The following is a 22,603-nucleotide window of genomic DNA, read 5'->3' on the forward strand; positions in this document are numbered from 1 at the left end:
TCGCATAAACTCGCACAAATCAGGTATGGACAAACAAAAAAGGCACATCAAACGATGCGCCCTTGTACTTTTCAGCTTCCCTGGAGCGGGAAAGCAATCAATTTACTGCGTCTTTCAGCGCCTTACCTGCACGGAAACCCGGCACTTTAGCGGCAGCAATGGTGATCTCTTTACCGGTCTGCGGGTTGCGGCCAGTACGGGCAGCACGCTCTTTAACCGCAAAAGTACCGAAGCCTACCAGTGCAACGTCGTCCCCAGCTTGCAGAGATTCAGTAACAGAAGCAATTAAAGCATCTAAAGCACGTCCAGCTGCAGCTTTAGAAATATCAGCACCCGCAGCAATTTTGTCAATCAGTTGAGATTTATTCACTGTTCTCTTCCTCTCTTTATAATTTATATCGCACCTGAATCCTTCACAGCGCGACCGCGCAGCAGTTATATCAGTCCTGCTATGACCTTACAACACCCGTTGTTGATGGCTAACCCAATCAGCAATCTAAATTAGCTATACAAAAAAAGGCTGGCAAGTACGAAATGACTTACCAGCCTTGTTTTTATTAGCGCTCTTTGCGCGAGGTCACTATTTTGCGGTTACAACCTGCATTCCGGACGGTTCATTTTGCAGTGCGAGAGTCAGAACTTCCTCAATGCGTTTCACCGGATGGATCTGCAAATCGGCAATAACGTTGTCCGGAATCTCTTCCAGATCGCGTTTATTCTCGTAAGGAATCAATACGGTTTTGATCCCACCACGGTGTGCCGCCAGCAGTTTTTCTTTTAACCCGCCGATGGGCAGTACCTGACCACGCAGCGTAATTTCACCAGTCATGGCCACATCAGCACGGACCGGGTTACCCGTCAGGCAGGAAACCAGCGCCGTACACATAGCAATACCCGCGCTTGGGCCATCTTTCGGCGTCGCCCCTTCCGGAACGTGAACGTGAATGTCGCGTTTTTCGTAGAAATCCGGGTTGATACCCAGTTTTTCCGCGCGCGCACGCACCACGGTCAACGCTGCCTGGATGGACTCCTGCATCACTTCACCGAGCGAGCCAGTGTAGGTCAGCTTGCCTTTACCCGGTACACAGGCGGTTTCAATGGTCAGCAGATCGCCACCCACTTCCGTCCACGCCAGTCCAGTCACCTGACCAACGCGGTTTTCGTTGTCCGCACGGCCATAGTCGAAGCGCTGAACGCCGAGGTAAGCATGCAGATTGTCGCCGTTAATCACGATGTGCTTCAGGCTCTTATCCAGCAGCAGCTGCTTAACCGCCTTACGGCACAGTTTAGAGATCTCACGCTCAAGGCTACGCACGCCCGCTTCACGGGTGTAGTAACGAATAATGCCGACAATAGCGCTGTCCTCAACGGTCAGCTCGTTAGCTTTCAGCGCGTTACGCTCAATCTGCTTCGGCAGCAGGTGCTGCTTAGCAATGTTCAGCTTCTCGTCTTCGGTATAACCGGACAGACGGATCACTTCCATACGGTCCAGCAGCGGTGCCGGAATGTTCATGGAATTCGACGTCGCCACGAACATCACATCGCTCAGGTCGTAGTCGACTTCCAGATAGTGATCGCTGAACGCCACGTTCTGCTCTGGATCAAGCACTTCCAGCAGCGCCGACGCCGGATCGCCACGCATGTCCGAAGACATTTTGTCGATCTCGTCGAGGAGGAACAGCGGGTTTTTGACGCCCACTTTCGCCATCTTCTGGATCAGCTTGCCCGGCATAGAACCGATATAGGTACGGCGGTGACCGCGGATTTCCGCTTCATCACGCACGCCGCCCAGCGCCATACGGATGTACTTACGTCCGGTCGCTTTGGCGATGGACTGGCCCAGAGAGGTTTTACCCACCCCTGGAGGCCCTACCAGGCACAAGATTGGACCTTTGATTTTGTTCACACGGCTCTGTACCGCGAGGTACTCAAGAATGCGGTCTTTCACACGTTCCAGGCCATAGTGGTCGGTATCGAGGATTTCCTGTGCCTGACGCAGGTCTTTTTTGACCTTGCTGCGGGAATTCCATGGAACCTGAACCATCCACTCAATGTAGCCGCGTACAACGGTCGCTTCCGCCGACATCGGAGACATCATTTTCAGCTTCTGCAACTCAGCTTCGGCTTTCTCTTTCGCCTCTTTCGGCATCTTCGCCGCGTCGATCTTACGCTTCAGCGCTTCGTTTTCATCCGGCGCATCGTCCATCTCGCCGAGCTCTTTCTGAATGGCTTTCATTTGCTCATTCAGATAGTACTCACGCTGCGATTTTTCCATCTGCTTTTTGACGCGGTTGCGAATGCGCTTCTCAACCTGGAGCAGATCGATCTCAGACTCCATCATCGCCATCAGGTATTCCAGACGTTCGTTAACGTCGGACATTTCCAGCACGGACTGTTTGTCAGCCAGCTTCAGCGGCATGTGCGCAGCGATGGTATCCGCCAGACGTGCAGGATCGTCGATGCTGTTCAGCGACGTCAGCACTTCAGGTGGGATTTTCTTGTTCAGCTTGATGTAGCCTTCAAACTGGCTGATCGCGGTGCGTACCAGCACTTCCTGCTCGCGCTCATCAAGTTCCGGTGAATCAAGGTACTCTGCCTTCGCAGAGAAGTGCTCGCCATCGTCTGACAGAGTGGTAATACGCGCGCGCTGTAAGCCTTCCACCAGCACCTTCACGGTGCCATCTGGCAGCTTCAGCATCTGCAAAATAGAGGCCACGGTCCCGACGGTGAAAAGATCGTTTACACCCGGCTCATCCGTTGATGCTTCCTTCTGCGCAACCAACATGATTTTTTTATCATGATCCATGGCGGCTTCGAGGCAACGGATAGATTTTTCCCGCCCTACAAATAAGGGTATGACCATGTGCGGATAAACCACCACATCGCGCAACGGCAATACGGGGATTTCAATGCGTTCAGAACGCTCAGGATTCATAGAGCTCTCTCTTAGTTTAGTGTCCGCCAGGTAAACTGGTCATGTAACTGTGCTTCACACAACCATTAACATGTAATCCAGTATATGGGGATGTTTCCCATACATTCAACGCCATGAATACGGAAAAAGTAAAGGGGAGATAAAATCCCCCCTTTTTGATTAACTGATTGTATGAAATGGTGAATTATTCGCCAGATGCCTGCTGCGCTTCCGGTTTACCGTAAATCAGTAACGGCTTGGTCTGGCCACCAATGACGGACTCGTCGATCACGACTTTTTCGACATCTTCCATAGAAGGAAGATCGTACATCGTGTCGAGCAATGCTGCTTCCACGATAGAACGCAGGCCACGGGCACCGGTTTTACGCGCCATCGCTTTCTTGGCAATCGCGTCCAGTGCTTCGTCACGGAATTCCAGCTCAACGCCTTCCAGATTAAACAGCGCCTGATACTGCTTGGTCAGCGCGTTTTTCGGCTCTTTCAGGATCTGAATCAGCGCGTCTTCGCTCAGTTCGTTCAGGGTCGCCACAACCGGCAGACGGCCGATAAATTCCGGAATCAAACCAAATTTGATCAGATCTTCCGGTTCAACCTGCGCCAGCAGCTGGCCTTCGTTTGGTTTTTCAGACGTAGCTTTCACCGTTGCGCCAAAACCAATGCCGGAGCCGGTTTCCACACGGTGTGAGATCACTTTATCCAGGCCTGCAAACGCACCACCACAGATAAACAGGATCTTGGAGGTATCAACCTGCAAGAATTCCTGCTGCGGATGTTTACGCCCACCCTGCGGTGGAACAGCCGCAACCGTACCTTCAATCAGCTTCAGGAGCGCCTGCTGCACGCCTTCGCCCGAGACGTCACGGGTGATGGATGGGTTGTCTGATTTACGGGAGATTTTGTCAATCTCATCGATATAGACGATCCCGCGCTGGGCTTTCTGTACGTCGTAATCGCACTTCTGGAGCAGCTTCTGGATAATATTTTCAACGTCTTCGCCCACATAACCGGCTTCGGTCAGGGTGGTGGCATCCGCCATGGTGAACGGAACATCCAGCAGGCGCGCCAGCGTTTCCGCCAGCAACGTTTTACCGGAACCCGTAGGCCCGATCAGCAGAATGTTACTTTTGCCCAGTTCCACGCCATTGCTGGTATCGCCGTTACGCAGACGCTTGTAGTGGTTGTATACCGCCACCGCCAGCACTTTTTTCGCCTGCTCCTGACCAATGACATAGTCGTCCAGGTGGTGGCGAATCTCGTGTGGCGTTGGTAACGCGCTGCGCTCACGGTGCGGCGCGACTTCTTTAATCTCTTCGCGAATGATGTCGTTACATAAATCGACGCATTCGTCGCAGATATACACGGACGGCCCGGCAATCAGTTTACGCACTTCATGCTGGCTTTTGCCGCAAAAAGAGCAGTACAGCAGTTTGCCCGAACCATCTTTGCGTTTATCTGTCATGAGTCCAAACCTCTTTTTAAGTTCTATGTGCCGCACATGACGACGCAAATGCCATACTCAGACGCAAGCTGCTTACAGGCAACGTGCCGCCCTAAATTAGTATAGCGGCACACTCGCGTCGCGGGCATCAATTACGATGGGTCAAAATGGAGTCGACTAAGCCGTACTCAACTGCCTCTGGTGCAGACAGGAAGCGATCGCGCTCGGTATCGCGCTCGATCTGCTCGAGTGGTTGACCCGTATGCTGCGCCATAAGTTCATTCATGCGCGCTTTTACTTTCAGAATTTCTCGGGCGTGGATTTCAATATCCGTCGCCTGGCCCTGGTAACCACCCAGCGGCTGGTGAATCATCACGCGGGAGTTAGGCAGGCAGAAACGCTTACCTTTCGCCCCTGCGGTTAACAGGAAAGCCCCCATGGACGCCGCCTGTCCCATACAGATGGTGCTGACATCCGGCTTGATGAATTGCATGGTGTCATAAATAGACATGCCCGCCGTAATCACACCGCCCGGCGAGTTGATGTACAGGTAAATGTCTTTTTCCGGGTTTTCCGCTTCCAGGAACAGCATCTGCGCCACGATCAGGTTAGCCATATGGTCTTCCACCTGGCCGGTCAGAAAGATAACGCGTTCCTTGAGCAGACGGGAATAGATATCGAAAGATCGCTCACCGCGTGAGGTCTGTTCAATAACCATTGGCACCAGCGCCATATGGGGTGCAAAGTTATCTCGTTCGCCACTGTATGACATTTCCGTCTCCTGGTTCAAAATTGAAAACACCTGCTGTACTGATTGTAACCTTATGGACGGATTATCAGCCAGTCTCAATCATCGTGATTACATACTAATGGGGGTCGCCATGCCCTATTTCAAGCATAACAACGTTTTGTTGTAACGCTAACACTGAAAGGGCGTTTTAGCACCCTTCCAGGACTAAAGCTGTGATAAAAAAAACCCGTCGCCGGAGGGCAACGGGTTTTTTGTTCAAACTTTAAACCGTTGGGACGAAATTACGCCTGCTGGTTCATCAGTTCGGTGAAAGAGGTCTCTTTTTCGGTTACTTTCGCTTTCGCCAGTACCGCTTCAACAGCCTGCTCTTCCAGTGCAACGTTGCGCATGTTGTCCATCAGCTCTTTGTTCTTACCGTAGAACTCGATCACTTCTGATGGATCTTCGTATGCAGAAGCCATCTCTTCGATCAGGCCTTTCACACGCTCTTCGTCAGCTTTCAGCTCGTGGGTACGAATCACTTCGCCCAGCAGCAGGCCAACAACAACGCGACGTTTCGCTTGCTCTTCGAACAGCTCGCGTGGCAGTTCCATCGCTTGCTGCTGGTTGCCACCGAAGCGCTGTGCAGCCTGACGGCGCAGAACGTCGATTTCGCTGTCGATCAGGGCAGCAGGAACGTCGATGTCGTTCGCTTTCACCAGACCTTCAATCGCCTGAGACTTCACGCGGTTACGTACAGCGCCGTTCAGCTCGCGCTCCATGTTTTTACGCACTTCAGCACGCAGACCCGCAACAGAACCATCTTCCACGCCGAAACGCTTGATGAATTCTTCAGTCAGTTCTGGCAGTTCGCGCTCTTCAACTTTCTTCAGGTTGATGACGAACTTCGCTGCTTTACCTTTCAGGTTTTCAGCGTGGTATTCTTCAGGGAAGGTCACGTCGATGGTGAACTCTTCGCCTGCTTTGTGGCCTTTGATACCGTCTTCGAAGCCTGGGATCATACGACCCTGACCCATCGCCAGTACGAAATCAGACGCTTTACCGCCTTCGAACTCTTCGCCGTCTACTGAACCGGTGAAGTCGATGGTTACGCGGTCTTCCGCGTCAACAGCGCCTTCTTTCTCTTTCCAGTTCGCCTGCTGCTTACGCAGGGTATCCAGCATGCCGTCAACGTCTTCGTCAGTCACGGAAACGATCGGTTTTTCAACTTCGATTGATTCCAGACCTTTCAGCTCAACTTCCGGGTACACTTCGAACTCTACGGAATAGGTGAAGTCTTCGCCCTGCTTGTATTCACCTGGAACGTAGTTTGGCGCGCCGGCTGGATTGATTTTTTCTTTGATGATCGCGTCGATAAAGTTGCGGCTCATCAGTTCACCCAGCACATCCTGACGCACGGAAGCGCCATAACGCTGAGCAACAACATTCATTGGTACTTTGCCCTTGCGGAAGCCGTCAATACGTACTTTTTTTGCTACGTTGACCAGCTCGCTTTTCACAGCAGTTTCGATGCTGTCAGCAGCGATAGTAATCGTTACACGGCGGCCAAGGCCTTGAGTGGTTTCAACTGAAACTTGCATCTTGTTACCTCAAAAAAATCACAGTGCTCGGTCAACTCTGAATCTGTCTGTTATACCGGGATGCTCTCTTATGTGCAGATTCACATTCCCTGTCGCCAGAATCATCCCGAAGACATTCAATAAGACGCGGCATTATAGCGGCATCACTTAGGTGAGTCGAGAACGGTTGGAGCATGTTGCTGCGGCTTTTTTCACACTTTAAGGCTATTTTTAGCCTTAAAAACGCGCCATCCGCTCAAAACTCAGACAAAACAAAACGGCCCGAAGGCCGTTTTGACGAAATCTGTAAGCAACATACTGGAAAAACTCCGGCGGTTGCAAATCCGATTTATCAGGCGATGGTGCCTGCACCCCGACAAGGCGGTGATGCGAATACCGTATCCTGCAGCCCTTCCCATTCCTTAATGGTGTAGGTATGCAGCGCCAGCGCATGTACGGTTGTGGAGAGTTCTTCCGTCAAGGTGCTGTAGATCAAGCGGTGTCGGTTCAGGAAACGTTCTCCCGTGAAGCGATCGCTGACCAGAACCACTTTGAAGTGGCTTTCAGAACCTGCCGGCACGTTATGACGATAGCTTTCGTCGACAACTTCGAGAAACACAGGGTTGAACGCTGCCCTTAATTTTTCTTCTATCTGTTCACGTATCATCATGAAATCACTCCTCCGACAACGCTAAGATGTCACCCATCCCTTTAAATATTAGCCGCTTTTACCGGTTCCATTACACCGTGACAACAAATATTTAGCTTTCGTCTGATTTTCTCATCCAAACAGATGAAGTTCACTATGAGGTTCATACGTTTTGTCACTTACAGGCAGAGAAAAGCGGAAAGGTGGTCAGTTTTCGGACAAGGCGATGAATTTACATGCGTTGACCACTTCCCCTGGCCGTTGGCGATGTTATGATGGCGGCAATTTTTCTCTCTTTGCTTACGATTCGTTGAGAACCCGAAAATGTTAAAAAAAATCTTCTTTCCGTTGGTAGCACTCTTTATGCTCGCCGGTTGCGCAACCCCGCCGACGACCATTGACGTTTCACCAAAAATTACCCTGCCTCAGCAGGATCCAAGCCTGATGGGCGTGACGGTCAGCATTAATGGCGCCGATCAGCGTCAGGACCAGGCGCTGGCGAAAGTGACTCGCGACAACCAGCAGGTTACGCTGACCGCTTCCCGCGACCTGCGCTTCCTGTTGCAGGAAGTACTGGAAAAACAGATGACCTCCCGTGGCTACATGATTGGCCCAAGCGGCGCGGTTGATCTGCAAATCATCGTGAACAACCTGTACGCTGACGTCTCCCAGGGTAACGTTCGCTACAACATTGCGACCAAAGCCGATATCTCCATCATCGCTACCGCGAAGAACGGCAACAAGATGAACAAAAACTACCGTGCAAGCTATTCCGTTGAAGGCGCATTCCAGGCCTCCAACAAAAATATCGCTAACGCGGTTAACAGCGTGCTGACTGACACCATTGCCGACATGGCACAGGACACCAGCATTCACGACTTCATCAAGCAGAACGCACGTTAATCCTGCTGACTGACCCGGTGCTTCACCGGGTCAGTTCATAAGAACATGTCCAGTCACTACTTACGCATTTTCCAGCAACCGAAATCAGCTATTCTGCTGATCCTGGGTTTCGCCTCCGGTTTACCCCTTGCGCTCACCTCCGGCACGTTACAGGCGTGGATGACGGTTGAGAACATCGATCTTAAAACCATTGGTTTCTTCTCGCTCGTCGGCCAGGCTTACGTCTTTAAGTTCCTGTGGTCGCCAGTGATGGATCGCTATACCCCACCGTTCCTCGGGCGCCGTCGCGGCTGGTTAGTGATGACGCAGGTGCTGCTGTTGCTCGCCATTGCCGCAATGGGTTTCCTTGAACCGTCAACGCAGCTGCGCTGGATGGCCGCGCTTGCGGTGGTCATCGCCTTCTGCTCCGCCTCGCAGGACATTGTTTTTGACGCCTGGAAAACGGACGTCCTGCCAGCGGAAGAGCGTGGCGCCGGTGCGGCAATCAGCGTGCTCGGCTACCGCCTGGGTATGCTGGTTTCCGGCGGACTCGCACTGTGGCTTGCTGACCGCTATCTCGGCTGGCAGGGCATGTACTGGTTGATGGCCGCACTGCTGATCCCCTGCATTATTGCCACTCTGTTCGCGCCTGAACCGAGCGATGTGATCCCGGTTCCACGCTCGCTGGAGCAGGCCGTCGCCGCACCGCTGCGCGACTTCTTTGGTCGCAATAATGCCTGGCTGATCCTGCTGCTTATTGTCCTTTATAAGCTTGGCGACGCTTTCGCCATGAGTCTGACCACTACCTTCCTGATCCGCGGCGTCGGGTTTGATGCGGGCGAGGTAGGCGTGGTGAACAAAACCCTGGGGCTGTTTGCCACGATTGTCGGCGCGCTGTACGGCGGCGTATTGATGCAGCGCCTGACGCTGTTCCGCGCTCTGCTGATATTTGGCATCCTTCAGGGCGCATCGAATGCCGGTTACTGGCTGCTGTCGATCACCGACAAGAATATGATCAGTATGGGGACGGCGGTATTCTTTGAGAACCTGTGCGGCGGTATGGGCACTGCGGCATTTGTCGCCCTGCTGATGACGCTGTGCAATAAGTCATTTTCCGCTACCCAGTTTGCGCTGCTCTCTGCCCTTTCCGCCGTCGGGCGCGTATACGTTGGCCCCGTCGCGGGCTGGTTTGTTGAAGCCTACGGTTGGCCGACCTTTTATCTCTTCTCGGTGGTGGCGGCCGTGCCGGGGATTTTATTGCTGCTGGTCTGTCGCCAGACGCTGGAATATACCCAGCGGACGGAACACTTCATGCCGCGCACGGAATATCACGCTGCCTATCGGTTTGCCCTGCGTCTGCTAATGGCAGGTTGTTTTGCCCTGGTAGGGTGGCTCACGGTGCTCATCATGAATGCGACTACCGACTTGTCAGTTCCTTTTGAAACCCTTCTGCTTGATGCAGGTGTGTTTCTCGCTCTGGCGGGGATCCTGACGGGTGGGATGCTGGATTTCATGTCATTACGAAAGACGCAGATGACATGAAGTAAAAAGCGAAAGGTTATTTCCCGTTGTAATAACAGCCCGAAATTATAACGGTGAAATAACCGCCATCGACAAAAAAAATATTTGTTGTTTTGTGCGGGATAGCATTCGGAAATTATTGGAGCTTATTTCGCTACGCTATTTTTCATTAAACGATTCAGCATTCGAAACATTGAATTTTCGTTTTTTAGTTGTCTTTTTATTGATAATTAATTGTTAACTAATTGTGTGTTTTTCGCAATGGTTATACCAATTGTCCCTTTTGCGGTATGCTGGGGCACCCTTTCGTTATAACGCCCACTCCGTGCGGCTTCCGTCTGGAAACGCGACATAATTTGCAACACTTGTGACATGTGCGGCAGAACCCGGTAACACCTTCCTGACACAGGGCTAATGATGTTTACAGTAATGTAACCTTCCCGTAAAATGCCCCCACACTTTAAACGCCACCAGACTCCCGTGGAATTGAGGTCGTTAAATGAGACTCAGGAAATACAATAAAAGTTTGGGATGGTTGTCATTATTCGCAGGCACTGTATTACTCAGTGGCTGCGATTCTGCACTACTAGACCCCAAAGGACAGATTGGACTGGAACAACGTTCATTGATACTGACGGCTTTTGGCCTGATGTTGATTGTGGTTATTCCTGCCATCTTGATGGCTGTTGGTTTCGCCTGGAAGTATCGTGCGAGCAATAAAGATGCGAAGTATAGCCCTAACTGGTCACACTCCAATAAAGTGGAAGCTGTGGTCTGGACGGTACCTATTCTGATCATCCTGTTCCTTGCTGTACTGACCTGGAAAACCACTCACGCACTTGAGCCGAGCAAACCGCTGGTTCACGATGAAAAACCCATTACCATTGAAGTGGTCTCCATGGACTGGAAATGGTTCTTCATCTATCCAGAACAGGGCATTGCTACCGTGAATGAAATCGCCTTCCCGGCGAACACTCCGGTTCAGTTCAAAGTGACCTCCAACTCCGTAATGAACTCCTTCTTCATCCCACGTCTGGGCAGCCAGATTTACGCGATGGCCGGTATGCAGACTAACCTGCATCTGATTGCGAATGATGCAGGCACCTACGACGGTATCTCCGCCAGCTATAGTGGCCCGGGCTTCTCGGGTATGAAGTTCAAAGCTATCGCTACGCCAGACCGCGCGACTTTCGACCAGTGGGTTGCAAAAGCGAAGCAGTCTCCAAACACCATGTCTGACATGGCGGCGTTCGAAAAAGTGGCTGCACCTAGCGAATACAACAAGGTGGAGTACTTCTCTAACGTGAAACCGAATCTGTTCAAAGATGTTATTGGCAAATTTATGGATCACGGCATGAGCATGGACATGACCCAGCCTGAAGGCGAGCACAACACGCACCAGGGTATGGAAGGCATGGACATGAGCCACGCGGAAACCGCTCACTAAGGGGCCGAGGAAGAAAATGTTCGGAAAATTGACATTGGATGCGGTGCCGTACCATGAACCCATTATCATGGTTACGATTGCTGCAATTATCATTGGTGGCGCGGCCTTAGTTGGCCTGATCACTTACTTCGGTAAGTGGAGCTACCTGTGGAACGAGTGGCTGACTTCGGTTGACCACAAAAAACTCGGCATCATGTACTGCATCGTCGGTATCGTCATGTTAATTCGTGGCTTTGCGGATGCAATCATGATGCGTAGCCAGCAGGCGCTTGCGTCTGCGGGCGAAGCCGGATTCCTGCCACCGCACCACTACGATCAGATCTTTACCGCTCACGGCGTTATCATGATCTTCTTCGTGGCGATGCCGCTGGTAATCGGTCTGATGAACGTTGTCGTTCCGCTGCAAATCGGCGCGCGCGACGTTGCGTTCCCGTTCCTGAACAACCTGAGCTTCTGGTTCACCGTTGTCGGCGTTATCCTGGTTAACCTGTCACTGGGTGTGGGCGAATTTGCTCAGACCGGCTGGCTGGCCTACCCGCCACTTTCGGGAATTGAGTACAGTCCGGGCGTGGGCGTTGACTACTGGATTTGGGCGCTTCAGCTCTCCGGTGTCGGTACCACCCTGACCGGTATTAACTTCTTCGTGACCATCCTGAAGATGCGTGCACCAGGTATGACGATGTTCAAGATGCCAGTATTTACCTGGGCATCTCTGTGCGCCAACGTCCTGATTATCGCGTCGTTCCCAATTCTGACCGTCACCATCGCGCTGCTGACCCTGGATCGCTATCTGGGTACCCATTTCTTCACGAATGATATGGGTGGCAACATGATGATGTACATCAACCTGATTTGGGCCTGGGGTCACCCGGAAGTGTACATCCTGGTTCTGCCGGTGTTCGGTGTGTTCTCCGAAATCGCGGCAACCTTCTCGCGTAAACGTCTGTTTGGTTACACCTCTCTGGTGTGGGCAACCGTGTGTATTACCGTCCTGTCGTTCATCGTCTGGCTGCACCACTTCTTCACCATGGGTGCGGGCGCCAACGTAAACGCCTTCTTTGGTATTACCACTATGATTATCGCGATCCCGACCGGGGTTAAGATCTTCAACTGGCTGTTCACCATGTACCAGGGCCGTATCCAGTTCCACTCAGCGATGCTGTGGACCATCGGCTTCATCGTGACCTTCTCCGTAGGTGGGATGACCGGCGTGCTGCTGGCGGTTCCGGGCGCTGACTTTGTCCTGCACAACAGTCTGTTCCTGATTGCGCACTTCCATAACGTTATCATCGGCGGCGTCGTCTTCGGCTGCTTCGCAGGTGTGACCTACTGGTGGCCAAAAGCGTTCGGTTTCACCCTGAACGAAAAATGGGGCAAACGCGCGTTCTGGTTCTGGATCATCGGCTTCTTCGTGGCGTTTATGCCGCTGTACGTGCTGGGCTTCATGGGGATGACCCGTCGTCTGAGCCAGCAGATCGATCCGCAGTTCCATCCGATGCTGATGATTGCAGCGGGCGGCGCCGCGCTGATTGCCTGCGGTATCCTGTGCCAGCTGATTCAGTACTACGTGTCTATCCGTGACCGTAACCTGAACCGCGACCTGACCGGTGACCCGTGGGGTGGCCGTACGCTGGAGTGGTCTACCTCTTCTCCACCTCCGTTCTATAACTTTGCCGTAGTGCCGCACATTCATGAGCGTGACGCATTCTGGGAAATGAAAGAAAAAGGTGAAGCGTACAAGCAACCTGAACATTACGAAGAGATCCATATGCCGAAAAACAGCGGTGCGGGCATCGTGATTGCCGCCTTCGCAACGGTATTTGGTTTCGCAATGATCTGGCACATCTGGTGGATGGCGATTGTTGGCTTCGCTGGCATCGTAATCAGCTGGATTGTGAAGAGCTTTGACGAGGACGTGGACTACTACGTACCAGTCCGTGAAGTTGAAAAGCTGGAAAACCAGCATTTTGACGAGATTTCTAAAGCGGGGCTGAAAAATGGCAACTGATACTCTGGCGCACTCGACTGCCCACGCGCATGAACATGCGCACCATGATACAGGACCGACGAAAGTCTTCGGTTTCTGGATCTACCTGATGAGCGACTGCATCCTGTTCTGCTGTCTGTTCGCAACCTATGCCGTTCTGGTGAACGGCACAGCGGGCGGCCCGACCGGTAAGGACATCTTTGAGCTGCCGTTCGTTCTGGTTGAAACCGCACTGCTGTTATTCAGCTCCATCACCTACGGCATGGCGGCTATCGCCATGTACAAAAACAACAAAAGCCAGGTTGTTTCCTGGCTGGCGTTGACCTGGTTGTTTGGTGCTGGCTTTATCGGGATGGAAATCTATGAATTCCATCACCTGATTGCGGAAGGCTTTGGTCCGGATCGCAGTGGCTTCCTGTCAGCGTTCTTCGCGCTGGTCGGCACCCACGGTCTGCACGTGACCTCTGGTCTGATCTGGATGGCAGTGCTGATGTTCCAGATCTCCCGTCGCGGCCTGACCAGTACTAACCGTACCCGTATCATGTGCCTGAGCCTGTTCTGGCACTTCCTGGACGTGGTATGGATCTGTGTGTTCTCTGTTGTCTATCTGATGGGGGCGATGTAATGAGTCATTCTAACGATCATGGCGCTTCCCACGGCAGCGTAAAAACCTACATGACAGGTTTCATCCTGTCGATCATCCTGACGGTGATCCCGTTCTGGATGGTGATGAACGGTTCTGCATCTAAGCCGGTTATCCTGGGCGCAATCCTGGTGACCGCGGTGATTCAGATTCTGGTGCATCTGGTTTGCTTCCTGCACATGAACACCAAGTCCGATGAAGGCTGGAACATGACGGCCTTTATCTTTACCGTGATTATCATCGCTATCCTGGTAGTCGGTTCCATCTGGATTATGTGGAACCTTAACTACAACATGATGGTTCACTAAGAGCGGCGAGTATGTTTAAGCAATACCTGCAAGTCACGAAACCAGGCATCATCTTTGGCAACCTGATCTCCGTAATCGGAGGGTTCCTGCTGGCCTCTAAAGGCAGCATTGATTACACCCTCTTTATCTACACGCTGGTCGGTGTGTCACTGGTGGTTGCGTCCGGTTGTGTATTTAACAACTACATCGACATGGATATCGACAAGAAGATGGAAAGGACCAAAAATCGGGTGCTGGTTAAAGGCCTGATTGCTCCTTCCGTCTCGCTGGTGTACGCCACCTTGCTGGGTATTGCTGGCTTTATGCTGCTGTGGTTTGGTGCTAACCCGCTGGCCTGCTGGCTGGGGGTGATGGGGTTCGTGGTGTATGTAGGCGTCTACAGCCTGTATATGAAACGCCACTCCGTCTACGGCACGCTGATTGGTTCTCTCTCCGGCGCTGCGCCGCCGGTGATTGGCTACTGCGCCGTCACGAACGAGTTCGACAGCGGTGCGCTGATCCTGCTGGCTATCTTTAGCCTGTGGCAGATGCCGCACTCCTACGCCATCGCGATTTTCCGCTTTAAGGATTATCAGGCAGCGAACATTCCGGTTCTGCCGGTCGTGAAGGGCATCTCAGTTGCCAAAAACCACATCACGCTGTACATCATCGCTTTTGCCGTGGCAACGCTGATGCTCTCTCTGGGCGGTTACGCCGGATATAAATATCTGGTGGTGGCCGCTGCGGTGAGCGTCTGGTGGCTCGGCATGGCTCTGCGCGGTTACAAAGTGGAAGATGACAAGGTCTGGGCACGCAAGCTGTTTGTGTTCTCGATTGTCGCCATCACCTCCCTGTCCGTGATGATGTCCGTAGACTTCATGGTGCCAGATTCACAAAGCCTGCTGACGTACGTCTGGTAAGAAGACTGAAGTAAAAACGCCGGGTTTAACCCGGCGTTTTTTATTGGTACGGCGTAACCCCTTTCTTTAACAGTATATTACCGTATTTCGCTGTCTCGCCTGTCACCACAATGGCGTACGCTTTCTGTGCCCGCGCATAAAACGCATAACGGTCAATACGCATAATCCCCTCCCCTTCCGCCTCACCAAAGAGTGCGTTGCGATAGCGTGCTTCTACCTGTATATCGAGCATATCCCCGTCGACAGGGGCCATCATCACCAGCGGTGGCGCATAGCTATCGAGTTCAAACAGCGGTATCACCGCGACCAGCAAATCGCTGATGAGCTGGCCATCTGCGCGGATCGTCTTTGGCCCCAGGCTGTGCGCGGGAAAGTGAGCGTCTGCAAAAATAATCTCGTCACCATGGCCCATCTCTGCCAGCGTTTTCAGCAGCTCGGGTGAAATCAGTGGGGATATCGTTTTAAGCACGGCTTTGCTCCTCAGGATAGAAATAACGGTAACGATAGTGGACCCGATCGCGAGCAGCCTCAGCGCTGGCCGTTTCTCCGATGCCCCACCATCCGTACAAAGATGCTCCCAGCACGGTCGTATCTGCATCTTCAAGAACCTTCACCGGGATCCCAAGCGCATTGGACTTGAGCTGATTCCACAGCATATTGCGGCTACCTCCCCCCACCAGCAGGAGTTCACGCGCCTTAAATTGCGCGATCGCCTCCAGCGCCTGGAGTTTTTCTTGCAGATGCACCGTGAGTCCTTCCAGGGCTGCGCGGTAAAAATGGGCTGGCGTGGTGGTGAGCGTAACGCCCTGCCAGCCGGCGAGCGGAGAATCGAGCAACTGGGTATTCATCGTGACGCCATCCGCCCCGTACGGAATTGCCGCCGCCTGATCCAGAATAGTGTCCCAGTTGACATCAGGCGACCAGAACAGCGCGCGGATCCACTCCAGTACGCCAGACGCCAGATATTGCATTCCCGGATTATAGAGCCCCGTCCGGCTATCCAGTTCGCAGGTCGCGCCCGGGTATTGCCCCAGTAAAGCGGTATCAACCTGCGAGGTGCGCGCCATTAAAATCTCCCAGGTTCCCGAAGAGAGAACCGGCTCATTAATTCCCGCACCGGCGCCAAAAAGGGCAAACTGCGTATCGTGCCCGGCGGAGATCACCGGCACACCGCAAGGCAATCCGAGTCTGGATGCAGCGTCGGGCTGCAGTTCACCCATCATCTCCCCGGGGGAAACCAGCGGCGGGAAAAGGGAATGAGGCACGCCGATCTTGCTTAAGATCGTTTCGCTGAAGCACCGCTGATGCAGATCGAACATCTGACTGGTACCGGCCATCGTGAGATCGGTCGTCATTTTTCCGGTCAGGCGATGGTTGATTAGCGAGGAGATAAAAAGCCAGGCGTGAGCACGCTGTAACAGATCGGGATGGTTGTCCTGAAGCCAGCCTAGCTTATACAACGTGTTGAAACTAAACTGCCCAACGCCGGTGATCTGCTGTAGTTCAGCCGGGGAGCATAAACGGGCAACCGCTTCCATCACCGGCACGGTCCGTGGACATTTCCAGCTGATGATCGGGTAAAGCAGTTCTCCCCGCTCATCTACCAGCGCGCCATCCACGCCAAAGGTCGTCACACTCATTCCGCGCAGTTGATGCTTGCTCAGCACTGCGCTGATTTTCTGACAACAGACGGCAAAACGTTGCATGATGGCGTCGAGCGACCACTGGTGCCAGGCCGGATTTTCAGCGGCACTTTCGCTTTCGTTCGCCACCGAGGCTCGCGCCACAATATTCCCTTCAGGATCCAGCGCAATGGCGCGCGCGTTCGTCGCGCCACAATCGAGAACCAGAAAACATTTTTTCATTGCGGTCCCCACAGGCTGCCAGTCCGCCGGAGCAGGCTGGCAAACCGGCTTATTGTTTGTATAACGGTCCGTAATTTTCACAGGCGCGATAATCCTGCCCTTCCGGATCCATACCGTGAGCGCCCCAGGCCGTCGGCCGATAAATCAGCGCCTCCGGTACGTTATGCATGCACACGGGAATGCGCAGCATGGACGCCATAGTGATGAAATCAGCACCGACGTGCCCGACGGTTAGCACCCCGTGGTTAGCGCCCCAGTTCGCCATCACTGAATAGACGTCGCTGAACGGGCCTTTACCGGTCAGACGTGGGGCAAACCAGGTGGTGGGCCAGGTTGAATCGGTGCGCTTATTCAGAATGTCATGTACTTGTTCCGGCAGCTCAACACTCCAGCCTTCCGCTATCTGTAATACCGGGCCCACCCCCTTGATGAGGTTTACGCGGGTCATGGTAAATGGCACGCCACCTCGGGTGAGGAAGTTTGATGAGAAACCGCCCCCGCGAAAGTATTCATGCACCGCCGGACACCAGTGGGTTGCGGCCAGGCACGCGTTGGCTTCCTGCTCACTAATGTCCCAGTGTGGTTTCAGGGTCGGTTTCCCCTCGGCGTCTTTCTGCTCCGCTGTACCGTCCAGTGCCGCCGAGCCGGAGTTGATCAGATGAATAATGCCGTGCTCAGCCCGTCCAGTGAGTTTCTGGCCGGTAACACGCTCAACCGACTCTGGCGACCAGTAGGTGCGCACGTCGGCAAAGATTTGCGCTGTACCGGTCATCAGATGCCCAAACAGCATTGCTACCCCGTTCAGGCTGTCATTTTCCGTCGCCACCACCAACGGCTGGCGAATACCGTTCCAGTCAAAGGAGCTGTTCAGCAGCGCCTCTGCGGTATCGCCATTTGGATACTGATCCGTCCAGTGGCGCTGTCCCTGGAACCCGGACGCGATGGCGTTATAGCCCAGAGATTCCTCCACGCGGCCCATCGCAGCGAGTTTTGGGTTACCCTGCATCATGTCGCGGATGCACATCGCCATCAGTAGACTCTCCCGCAGGATCGCGGCATTCTCCTGTTCATTGCGACGATACTGCTCCGCGTTTTTATCCTCGCCGAAACGGAAATGTGCTTGCGCCCAGTCCAGGGCCAGCTCAAGTTCTTGCTCGTCGTAAATCTTATGATCGATGCGGCGACGCAGTTCGGTCATATCCACCGCCTGCACCTTCATCCCCAGCCAGGATTCAAAGAAGTTGTGATCGACAATCGAGCCCGCAATCCCCATCGAGACGCCGCCCACCGACAAATAACTTTTCCCCTTCATGCTGGCGACCGCCAGGCCCGCGCGGGCGAAGCGCAACAATTTTTCCTCAACGTCTGCCGGGATGGTCTCGTCGCCCGCATCCTGTACATCGTGGCCATATATGGAAAACGCCGGGATCCCTTTCTGGTTATGCGCCGCCAGTGCCGCCGCGAGATATACTGCCCCCGGACGCTCGGTGCCGTTAAAGCCCCAGATCGCTTTCGGACGCAGCGGATCCATATCAATGGTTTCACTCCCGTAACACCAGCAGGGGGTGACGGTGATCGTCAGACCAACGTGGCACGTGCTGAACTTCTCTTCACAAGCAGCGGCCTCCGCCATTCCGGCAATGCAGCTATCGGCAATCACGCACTCAACGGGCGTACCGCAGGGGTGGCGTAATTTTTCACTGAGTAGCGCCGCCGTGGCTTTCGCCATGTTCATGGTCTGCTCTTCCAGAGACTCGCGTACGCCCATTCGGCGGCCATCAATAACAGGTCGAATGCCAATACGGGGTAACGCTTTTATCGTTTTCATAGCCCTTCCTCACGTTGGTTAACCTATCCGTCTCAGGGGCATAGCCGTGAAAAAGCGCCCAGGCAGCGCCGTGAACGGAAAGTGGTGAAATTTGCTAACTCGAATTAGCTTAGGGTTCACACTAAAAATGAGACAAGATAAATGTGCAGGATCTGTGAGCAGTTTCACGATGAGAGGTCAAAATTCGATCAGTGTCAGGTATTACGATTCAGCAAAAACTAAACATATCGTTTAAATTCAATCAAATAACAAAATACCTTTGCACGACGTCACAATTTGAATACAAATGATTTGGCTAAATTATAACCCTAAAATAGCTTTTAAGGACGAAAGCTAAGTCGAGTTAGCTTATTAACTAAATCACTGTGGCTTGTGATTCATTGCCTTTCCAACACAGGAATTTTGCAATGTCAGAGACTCTTATTCAGATGACGCGCATTACCAAACGCTTTCCCGGCGTGCTGGCGCTGAATCAGGTTGATTTCGATTTACGCTGCGGCGAAGTTCATGCCCTCTTAGGTGAAAACGGTGCCGGCAAATCGACGCTGATGAAAATATTATCCGGTGTTTACCAACCTGATGCCGGTGAAATTCGCTTTGAAGGGCAATCCGTATCATTCAGCGATCCGCTAAGTGCTCAGCATGCAGGTATTACGATTATCCATCAGGAATTTAATCTCTTCCCCGATTTAACCGTGGAAGAGAATATCTTTATTGGCCGTGAATTCTGCAAAAATAGTCGCTGGCAGTTAGATAAACGCGCCCAGCGACAGGCGGTTGAGAAAATACTGCACACGCTGAATTTAAAAATCGCCCCGGACGCCCGCGTCAGTGAATTAACCGTAGCCCAGCAGCAGATGGTGGAAATCGCCAAAGCGATTTCGGTCAATGCCAAAGTGCTAATCATGGATGAACCCACCGCCGCGCTGACCGAAAGTGAAATCGAGAGTTTGTTTGACGTCACGCGGATGCTCAAGGCTCAGGGCACGGGGATTGTCTACATCTCGCACCGTCTGGAAGAGCTGGCGCTGATCGCCGATCGCGCGACCGTCATGCGCGACGGACAATACATCGCCACCGTAGATTATGAAACGGTTCAGATCGGCGAGCTTATCGCCATGATGGTTGGCCGCAATCTCGATAACATCTACCCAAAACGCCCGCCGCATCAGCGCAGAGAAAAAGTGCTGGAGGTGAACGGCCTGACGCGTAATGGTGTACTGCATGACATCAACTTTACCCTCTGGCGCGGTGAGATCCTCGGTCTCGCTGGCTTAATGGGCGCAGGCCGAACTGAACTGGGCCGGGCCCTGTTTGGCGCCGATGCGATCGACGCTGGCACCCTGACGCTGAACGGCACCCCCACACGTATTAAAGACGTGGCTGACGCCATTGAGAAAGGCATCAGCTATTTAACAGAAGACCGCAAAAAAGAGGGACTCGCCCTCGGCCTTTCTGTTGAGATGAACATTATGCTCGGCAATTACCCGGACTACGCTGGCGCCGCGGGTAATGTTGATGAAAAACGCTGCCGGGAGTCCAGCCAGAAACTGGTGGATACGCTGCGAATAAAAACGCCACATCTGGAACAGGCGGCACTGAATTTAAGCGGCGGTAATCAACAGAAGATTATTATTGCCCGCTGGGTCTGCAAAGACACCGATATTTTAATTTTTGATGAGCCAACCCGGGGAATTGACGTTGGCGCCAAGCTAGAGATCTACGAATTAATGAATCGCCTTGTCGCTAAAGGTAAATCGATCATCATGATTTCATCCGAACTGCCGGAAGTATTAGGAATGTGCGACCGCATACTCGTGATGCGCAGCGGCCGCATTGCCGGCGAAATAGCGGCTGAGCACGCCACCCAGGAAAAAATCATGCAATACGCCACGCTGGAGGATTAATCATGTCCGTTACCGTTCCATCGCCGCAAAGCGGAAGTCATACGATGAAAATAAATAAAGCGCTCCTGATGCGTCTGGCGCCTCTTTTTAGCCTGGTATTGCTGGTTCTGTTTTTCAGCTTCAGCTCTCCGTTCTTCTTTAATACAGAAAATATCATGACTATCGCCCTGCAAACGGCGGTGATTGGCATCATGGCCATTGGCGTGACCTTTGTGATTATTACCGCCGGGATCGACCTGTCGCTTGGATCGGTGGTGGCGTTCTCAGGGGTTGCGGTGGGCATCGCCGCCGGGTTTGGTATGCCGTTGCCGGTCTGTATTCTGGCAGGCGTGCTCGCAGGCGGACTTTGCGGCTATGTGAACGCGTTTCTGGTCACCAAAATGACCATACCACCGTTTATTGCCACCCTCGGCTTAATGATGTCGGTACGCGGCATCAATATGGTGATGACCGATGGCCGCGCGATTTATTTTTCTGACTACCCGCAGTTCAAGCTGCTAGCACAGGGTCGCCTGTTCGACGTTCTGCCTTATCCGGTGTTCTACCTGGTCATCGTGGCACTGATCGCCATGTGGATCCTGAAGAAAACGGTGATGGGCCGCTATATCTACGCTGTCGGCAGCAATGAAACGGCGGCACACCTTTCCGGGATCAAAGTCCAGCGAGTGAAAATTTTCGTTTACGCCTTCTGCGGCCTGTTAACCGGCGTGGCCGGGGTGATCCTCGCCTCTCGTCTCAACTCAGGCCAGCCAACCGTGGGCGTGGGTTATGAGCTGGAAGCCATTGCGGCGGTAGTGATCGGCGGTACCAGTCTGATGGGCGGTGTGGGCACGATTGGCGGCACCATCATAGGCGCGTTCATTATGAGCGTGCTGAAAAACGGCCTCAATCTCATGGGCGTGTCCCAGTTCTGGCAGATGGTGGCGATGGGCGTGGTCGTCGTTGCCGCCGTCTACCTGGACACGTTACGTAAAAGAATGCGTTAGGTTCTCGATACAACAAGCCCTGCCAACCCTACAACGGAGCAAAATAATGAAAACCAGCCATATCCTGAGCGTCCTGTCGCTCGTTGCCATCCTGTCCAGCAGCGCGCTGGCAAAAGATTTAAACCTGCCGGTGGTCAGTAAAGGTTACCAGCACGAATTCTGGCAGACGGTCAAAATGGGAACGGAAGCTGCCGCAAAAGAGTTGGGTGACAAAACCAGCTACGTTGGCCCTGCCGATGAAACGCAAATTGCCGAACAGATCCAGTTAGTCGAAAACACCATGGCACAAAAGCCAAACGGCCTGTTGCTGGCCGCACTTGATGCAAACGCCCTTGCCCCGCTGGTCGAAACCGCCAACAGCCGGGGGATCAAAGTGGTGACCTTCGACTCGGGCGTGAACTCGGATATCCCGGCCAGCTTTGTCGCCACCAATAACCGTAAGGCGGGCGCACAGGCTGCGGATGCGCTGGCGGAGCAGGTAGGCCAGAAGGGGAAAGTGGGTATTATCGCTCACGTAGCCGGGACGACGTCCGCCATTGAGCGCTCTGAAGGGTTCAGCGAGCGGATGAAAGAGAAGTACCCGAATATTCAGGTACTGCCGGTGCAATACAGCGATGGCGACCCGCAAAAAGCGATGGATAAAACCATTGATATGGTTCAGGCCAACCCGGATATCGCCGGTATTTATGCCACCAACGAAGGCTCAACCCTGGGCGTTGCGAACGCTATCGACAGCCAGAATCTGAAGGGCAAAGTAAAAGTCATCGGTTTTGACAGCACCGAAGCCATCATTAACTTCCTTAAAAACGGTGTGATTCAGGGCTTCGTGGTGCAGGACGCCTATCAGATTGGTTATCAGGGCATAAAAACGCTGAACGCGGTGATTTCCGGACAGACGGTGGCCAAAGAAATTGATATTCCAGTGAAATATGTCAATGCGCAGAATATCAACACGCCTGAAATTGATAAACTGCTGCATCCGTTTGGTAAAAAATAAG

19 protein-coding genes are annotated in these 22,603 nt (G+C 53.0%); 10 read left to right on the forward strand and 9 right to left on the reverse strand.

Annotated features, from left to right (window positions below; all coding sequences use genetic code 11):
* Nucleotides 1-97: 97 nt before the first annotated feature.
* From hupB to bolA, 6 genes are all read right to left on the reverse strand, one after another.
* Nucleotides 98-370 (reverse strand): nucleoid-associated protein HU-beta, encoded by a 273-nt coding sequence (gene hupB / locus CKK19_RS00765; RefSeq protein ID WP_002444653.1) that lies wholly within the window; start codon nt 368-370, stop codon nt 98-100.
* 210 nt (nt 371-580) lie between these two features.
* Complete coding sequence (gene lon / locus CKK19_RS00770; protein ID WP_063853693.1) at nt 581-2,935, reverse strand: endopeptidase La; 2,355 nt, start codon at nt 2,933-2,935, stop codon at nt 581-583.
* 184 nt (nt 2,936-3,119) lie between these two features.
* On the reverse strand, nt 3,120-4,394 hold the full coding sequence (gene clpX / locus CKK19_RS00775; protein ID WP_006809879.1) for an ATP-dependent protease ATP-binding subunit ClpX: 1,275 nt from the start codon (nt 4,392-4,394) through the stop codon (nt 3,120-3,122).
* Between the two features lie 127 nt (nt 4,395-4,521).
* Nucleotides 4,522-5,145, reverse strand: coding sequence for an ATP-dependent Clp endopeptidase proteolytic subunit ClpP (clpP, locus tag CKK19_RS00780; RefSeq protein WP_006809880.1), 624 nt, complete (start codon nt 5,143-5,145; stop codon nt 4,522-4,524).
* Between the two features lie 260 nt (nt 5,146-5,405).
* Entirely contained in the window at nt 5,406-6,704 is a 1,299-nt protein-coding gene (gene tig / locus CKK19_RS00785; protein ID WP_006809881.1) for a trigger factor, read from the reverse strand.
* A gap of 331 nt (nt 6,705-7,035) precedes the next feature.
* Complete coding sequence (bolA, locus tag CKK19_RS00790; RefSeq protein WP_003859051.1) at nt 7,036-7,353, reverse strand: transcriptional regulator BolA; 318 nt, start codon at nt 7,351-7,353, stop codon at nt 7,036-7,038.
* 303 nt (nt 7,354-7,656) lie between these two features.
* On the opposite strand from bolA, the gene CKK19_RS00795 reads away from it, so the two are divergent.
* From CKK19_RS00795 to cyoE, 7 genes are all read left to right on the forward strand, one after another.
* Nucleotides 7,657-8,235 (forward strand): lipoprotein, encoded by a 579-nt coding sequence (locus tag CKK19_RS00795; protein ID WP_022647246.1) that lies wholly within the window; start codon nt 7,657-7,659, stop codon nt 8,233-8,235.
* 45 nt (nt 8,236-8,280) lie between these two features.
* On the forward strand, nt 8,281-9,756 hold the full coding sequence (ampG, locus tag CKK19_RS00800; protein ID WP_058676956.1) for a muropeptide MFS transporter AmpG: 1,476 nt from the start codon (nt 8,281-8,283) through the stop codon (nt 9,754-9,756).
* Nucleotides 9,757-10,234: 478 nt separating this feature from the next.
* Complete coding sequence (cyoA, locus tag CKK19_RS00805; RefSeq protein ID WP_063853691.1) at nt 10,235-11,182, forward strand: cytochrome o ubiquinol oxidase subunit II; 948 nt, start codon at nt 10,235-10,237, stop codon at nt 11,180-11,182.
* Between the two features lie 16 nt (nt 11,183-11,198).
* The gene (gene cyoB, locus CKK19_RS00810; protein ID WP_006809887.1) at nt 11,199-13,190 is read left to right on the forward strand and encodes a cytochrome o ubiquinol oxidase subunit I; all 1,992 of its coding nucleotides are present in this window, start codon (nt 11,199-11,201) and stop codon (nt 13,188-13,190) included.
* A complete protein-coding gene (locus CKK19_RS00815; protein WP_022647243.1) occupies nt 13,180-13,794 on the forward strand; it encodes a cytochrome o ubiquinol oxidase subunit III in 615 nt (204 codons plus the stop codon). The genes cyoB and CKK19_RS00815 overlap by 11 nt, the downstream gene beginning before the upstream one ends.
* A complete protein-coding gene (locus CKK19_RS00820) occupies nt 13,794-14,120 on the forward strand; it encodes a cytochrome o ubiquinol oxidase subunit IV (protein WP_006809888.1) in 327 nt (108 codons plus the stop codon). Before CKK19_RS00815 ends, CKK19_RS00820 begins: the two co-directional genes overlap by 1 nt.
* An 11-nt stretch (nt 14,121-14,131) precedes the next feature.
* Nucleotides 14,132-15,019, forward strand: a complete 888-nt coding sequence (gene cyoE / locus CKK19_RS00825; protein ID WP_022647242.1) for a heme o synthase — start codon at nt 14,132-14,134, stop codon at nt 15,017-15,019.
* A gap of 40 nt (nt 15,020-15,059) precedes the next feature.
* Here the strand turns inward: cyoE and fucU are convergent, their stop codons facing one another.
* Genes fucU through fucI form a run of 3 tightly spaced genes read right to left on the reverse strand, consistent with a single transcriptional unit; the run spans nt 15,060 to nt 18,712 of the window.
* Nucleotides 15,060-15,488 carry an L-fucose mutarotase gene (gene fucU, locus CKK19_RS00830; protein WP_063853690.1) on the reverse strand — a complete coding sequence of 143 codons (429 nt, stop codon included), beginning with the start codon at nt 15,486-15,488 and terminating at the stop codon, nt 15,060-15,062.
* The gene (gene fucK / locus CKK19_RS00835; RefSeq protein WP_063853688.1) at nt 15,481-16,884 is read right to left on the reverse strand and encodes an L-fuculokinase; all 1,404 of its coding nucleotides are present in this window, start codon (nt 16,882-16,884) and stop codon (nt 15,481-15,483) included. The genes fucU and fucK overlap by 8 nt, the downstream gene beginning before the upstream one ends.
* 49 nt (nt 16,885-16,933) lie before the next feature.
* The gene (gene fucI / locus CKK19_RS00840; RefSeq protein WP_063853687.1) at nt 16,934-18,712 is read right to left on the reverse strand and encodes an L-fucose isomerase; all 1,779 of its coding nucleotides are present in this window, start codon (nt 18,710-18,712) and stop codon (nt 16,934-16,936) included.
* Between the two features lie 407 nt (nt 18,713-19,119).
* Between fucI and CKK19_RS00845 the strand changes: the two genes are divergently transcribed.
* From CKK19_RS00845 to CKK19_RS00855, 3 genes are read left to right on the forward strand one after another with little or no spacing between them, the layout of a single operon-like run.
* Nucleotides 19,120-20,619 carry a sugar ABC transporter ATP-binding protein gene (locus CKK19_RS00845; protein ID WP_022647238.1) on the forward strand — a complete coding sequence of 500 codons (1,500 nt, stop codon included), beginning with the start codon at nt 19,120-19,122 and terminating at the stop codon, nt 20,617-20,619.
* 2 nt (nt 20,620-20,621) lie between these two features.
* Nucleotides 20,622-21,605 (forward strand): ABC transporter permease, encoded by a 984-nt coding sequence (locus tag CKK19_RS00850; protein WP_022647237.1) that lies wholly within the window; start codon nt 20,622-20,624, stop codon nt 21,603-21,605.
* A 46-nt stretch (nt 21,606-21,651) separates the two neighbouring features.
* Nucleotides 21,652-22,602, forward strand: coding sequence for an ABC transporter substrate-binding protein (locus tag CKK19_RS00855; protein WP_063853686.1), 951 nt, complete (start codon nt 21,652-21,654; stop codon nt 22,600-22,602).
* Nucleotide 22,603: the final 1 nt, after the last annotated feature.

This window comes from Enterobacter sp. CCUG 70166, from assembly GCF_020224095.1.
GTDB classification, from domain to species: Bacteria; Pseudomonadota; Gammaproteobacteria; order Enterobacterales; family Enterobacteriaceae; genus Enterobacter; species Enterobacter intestinihominis.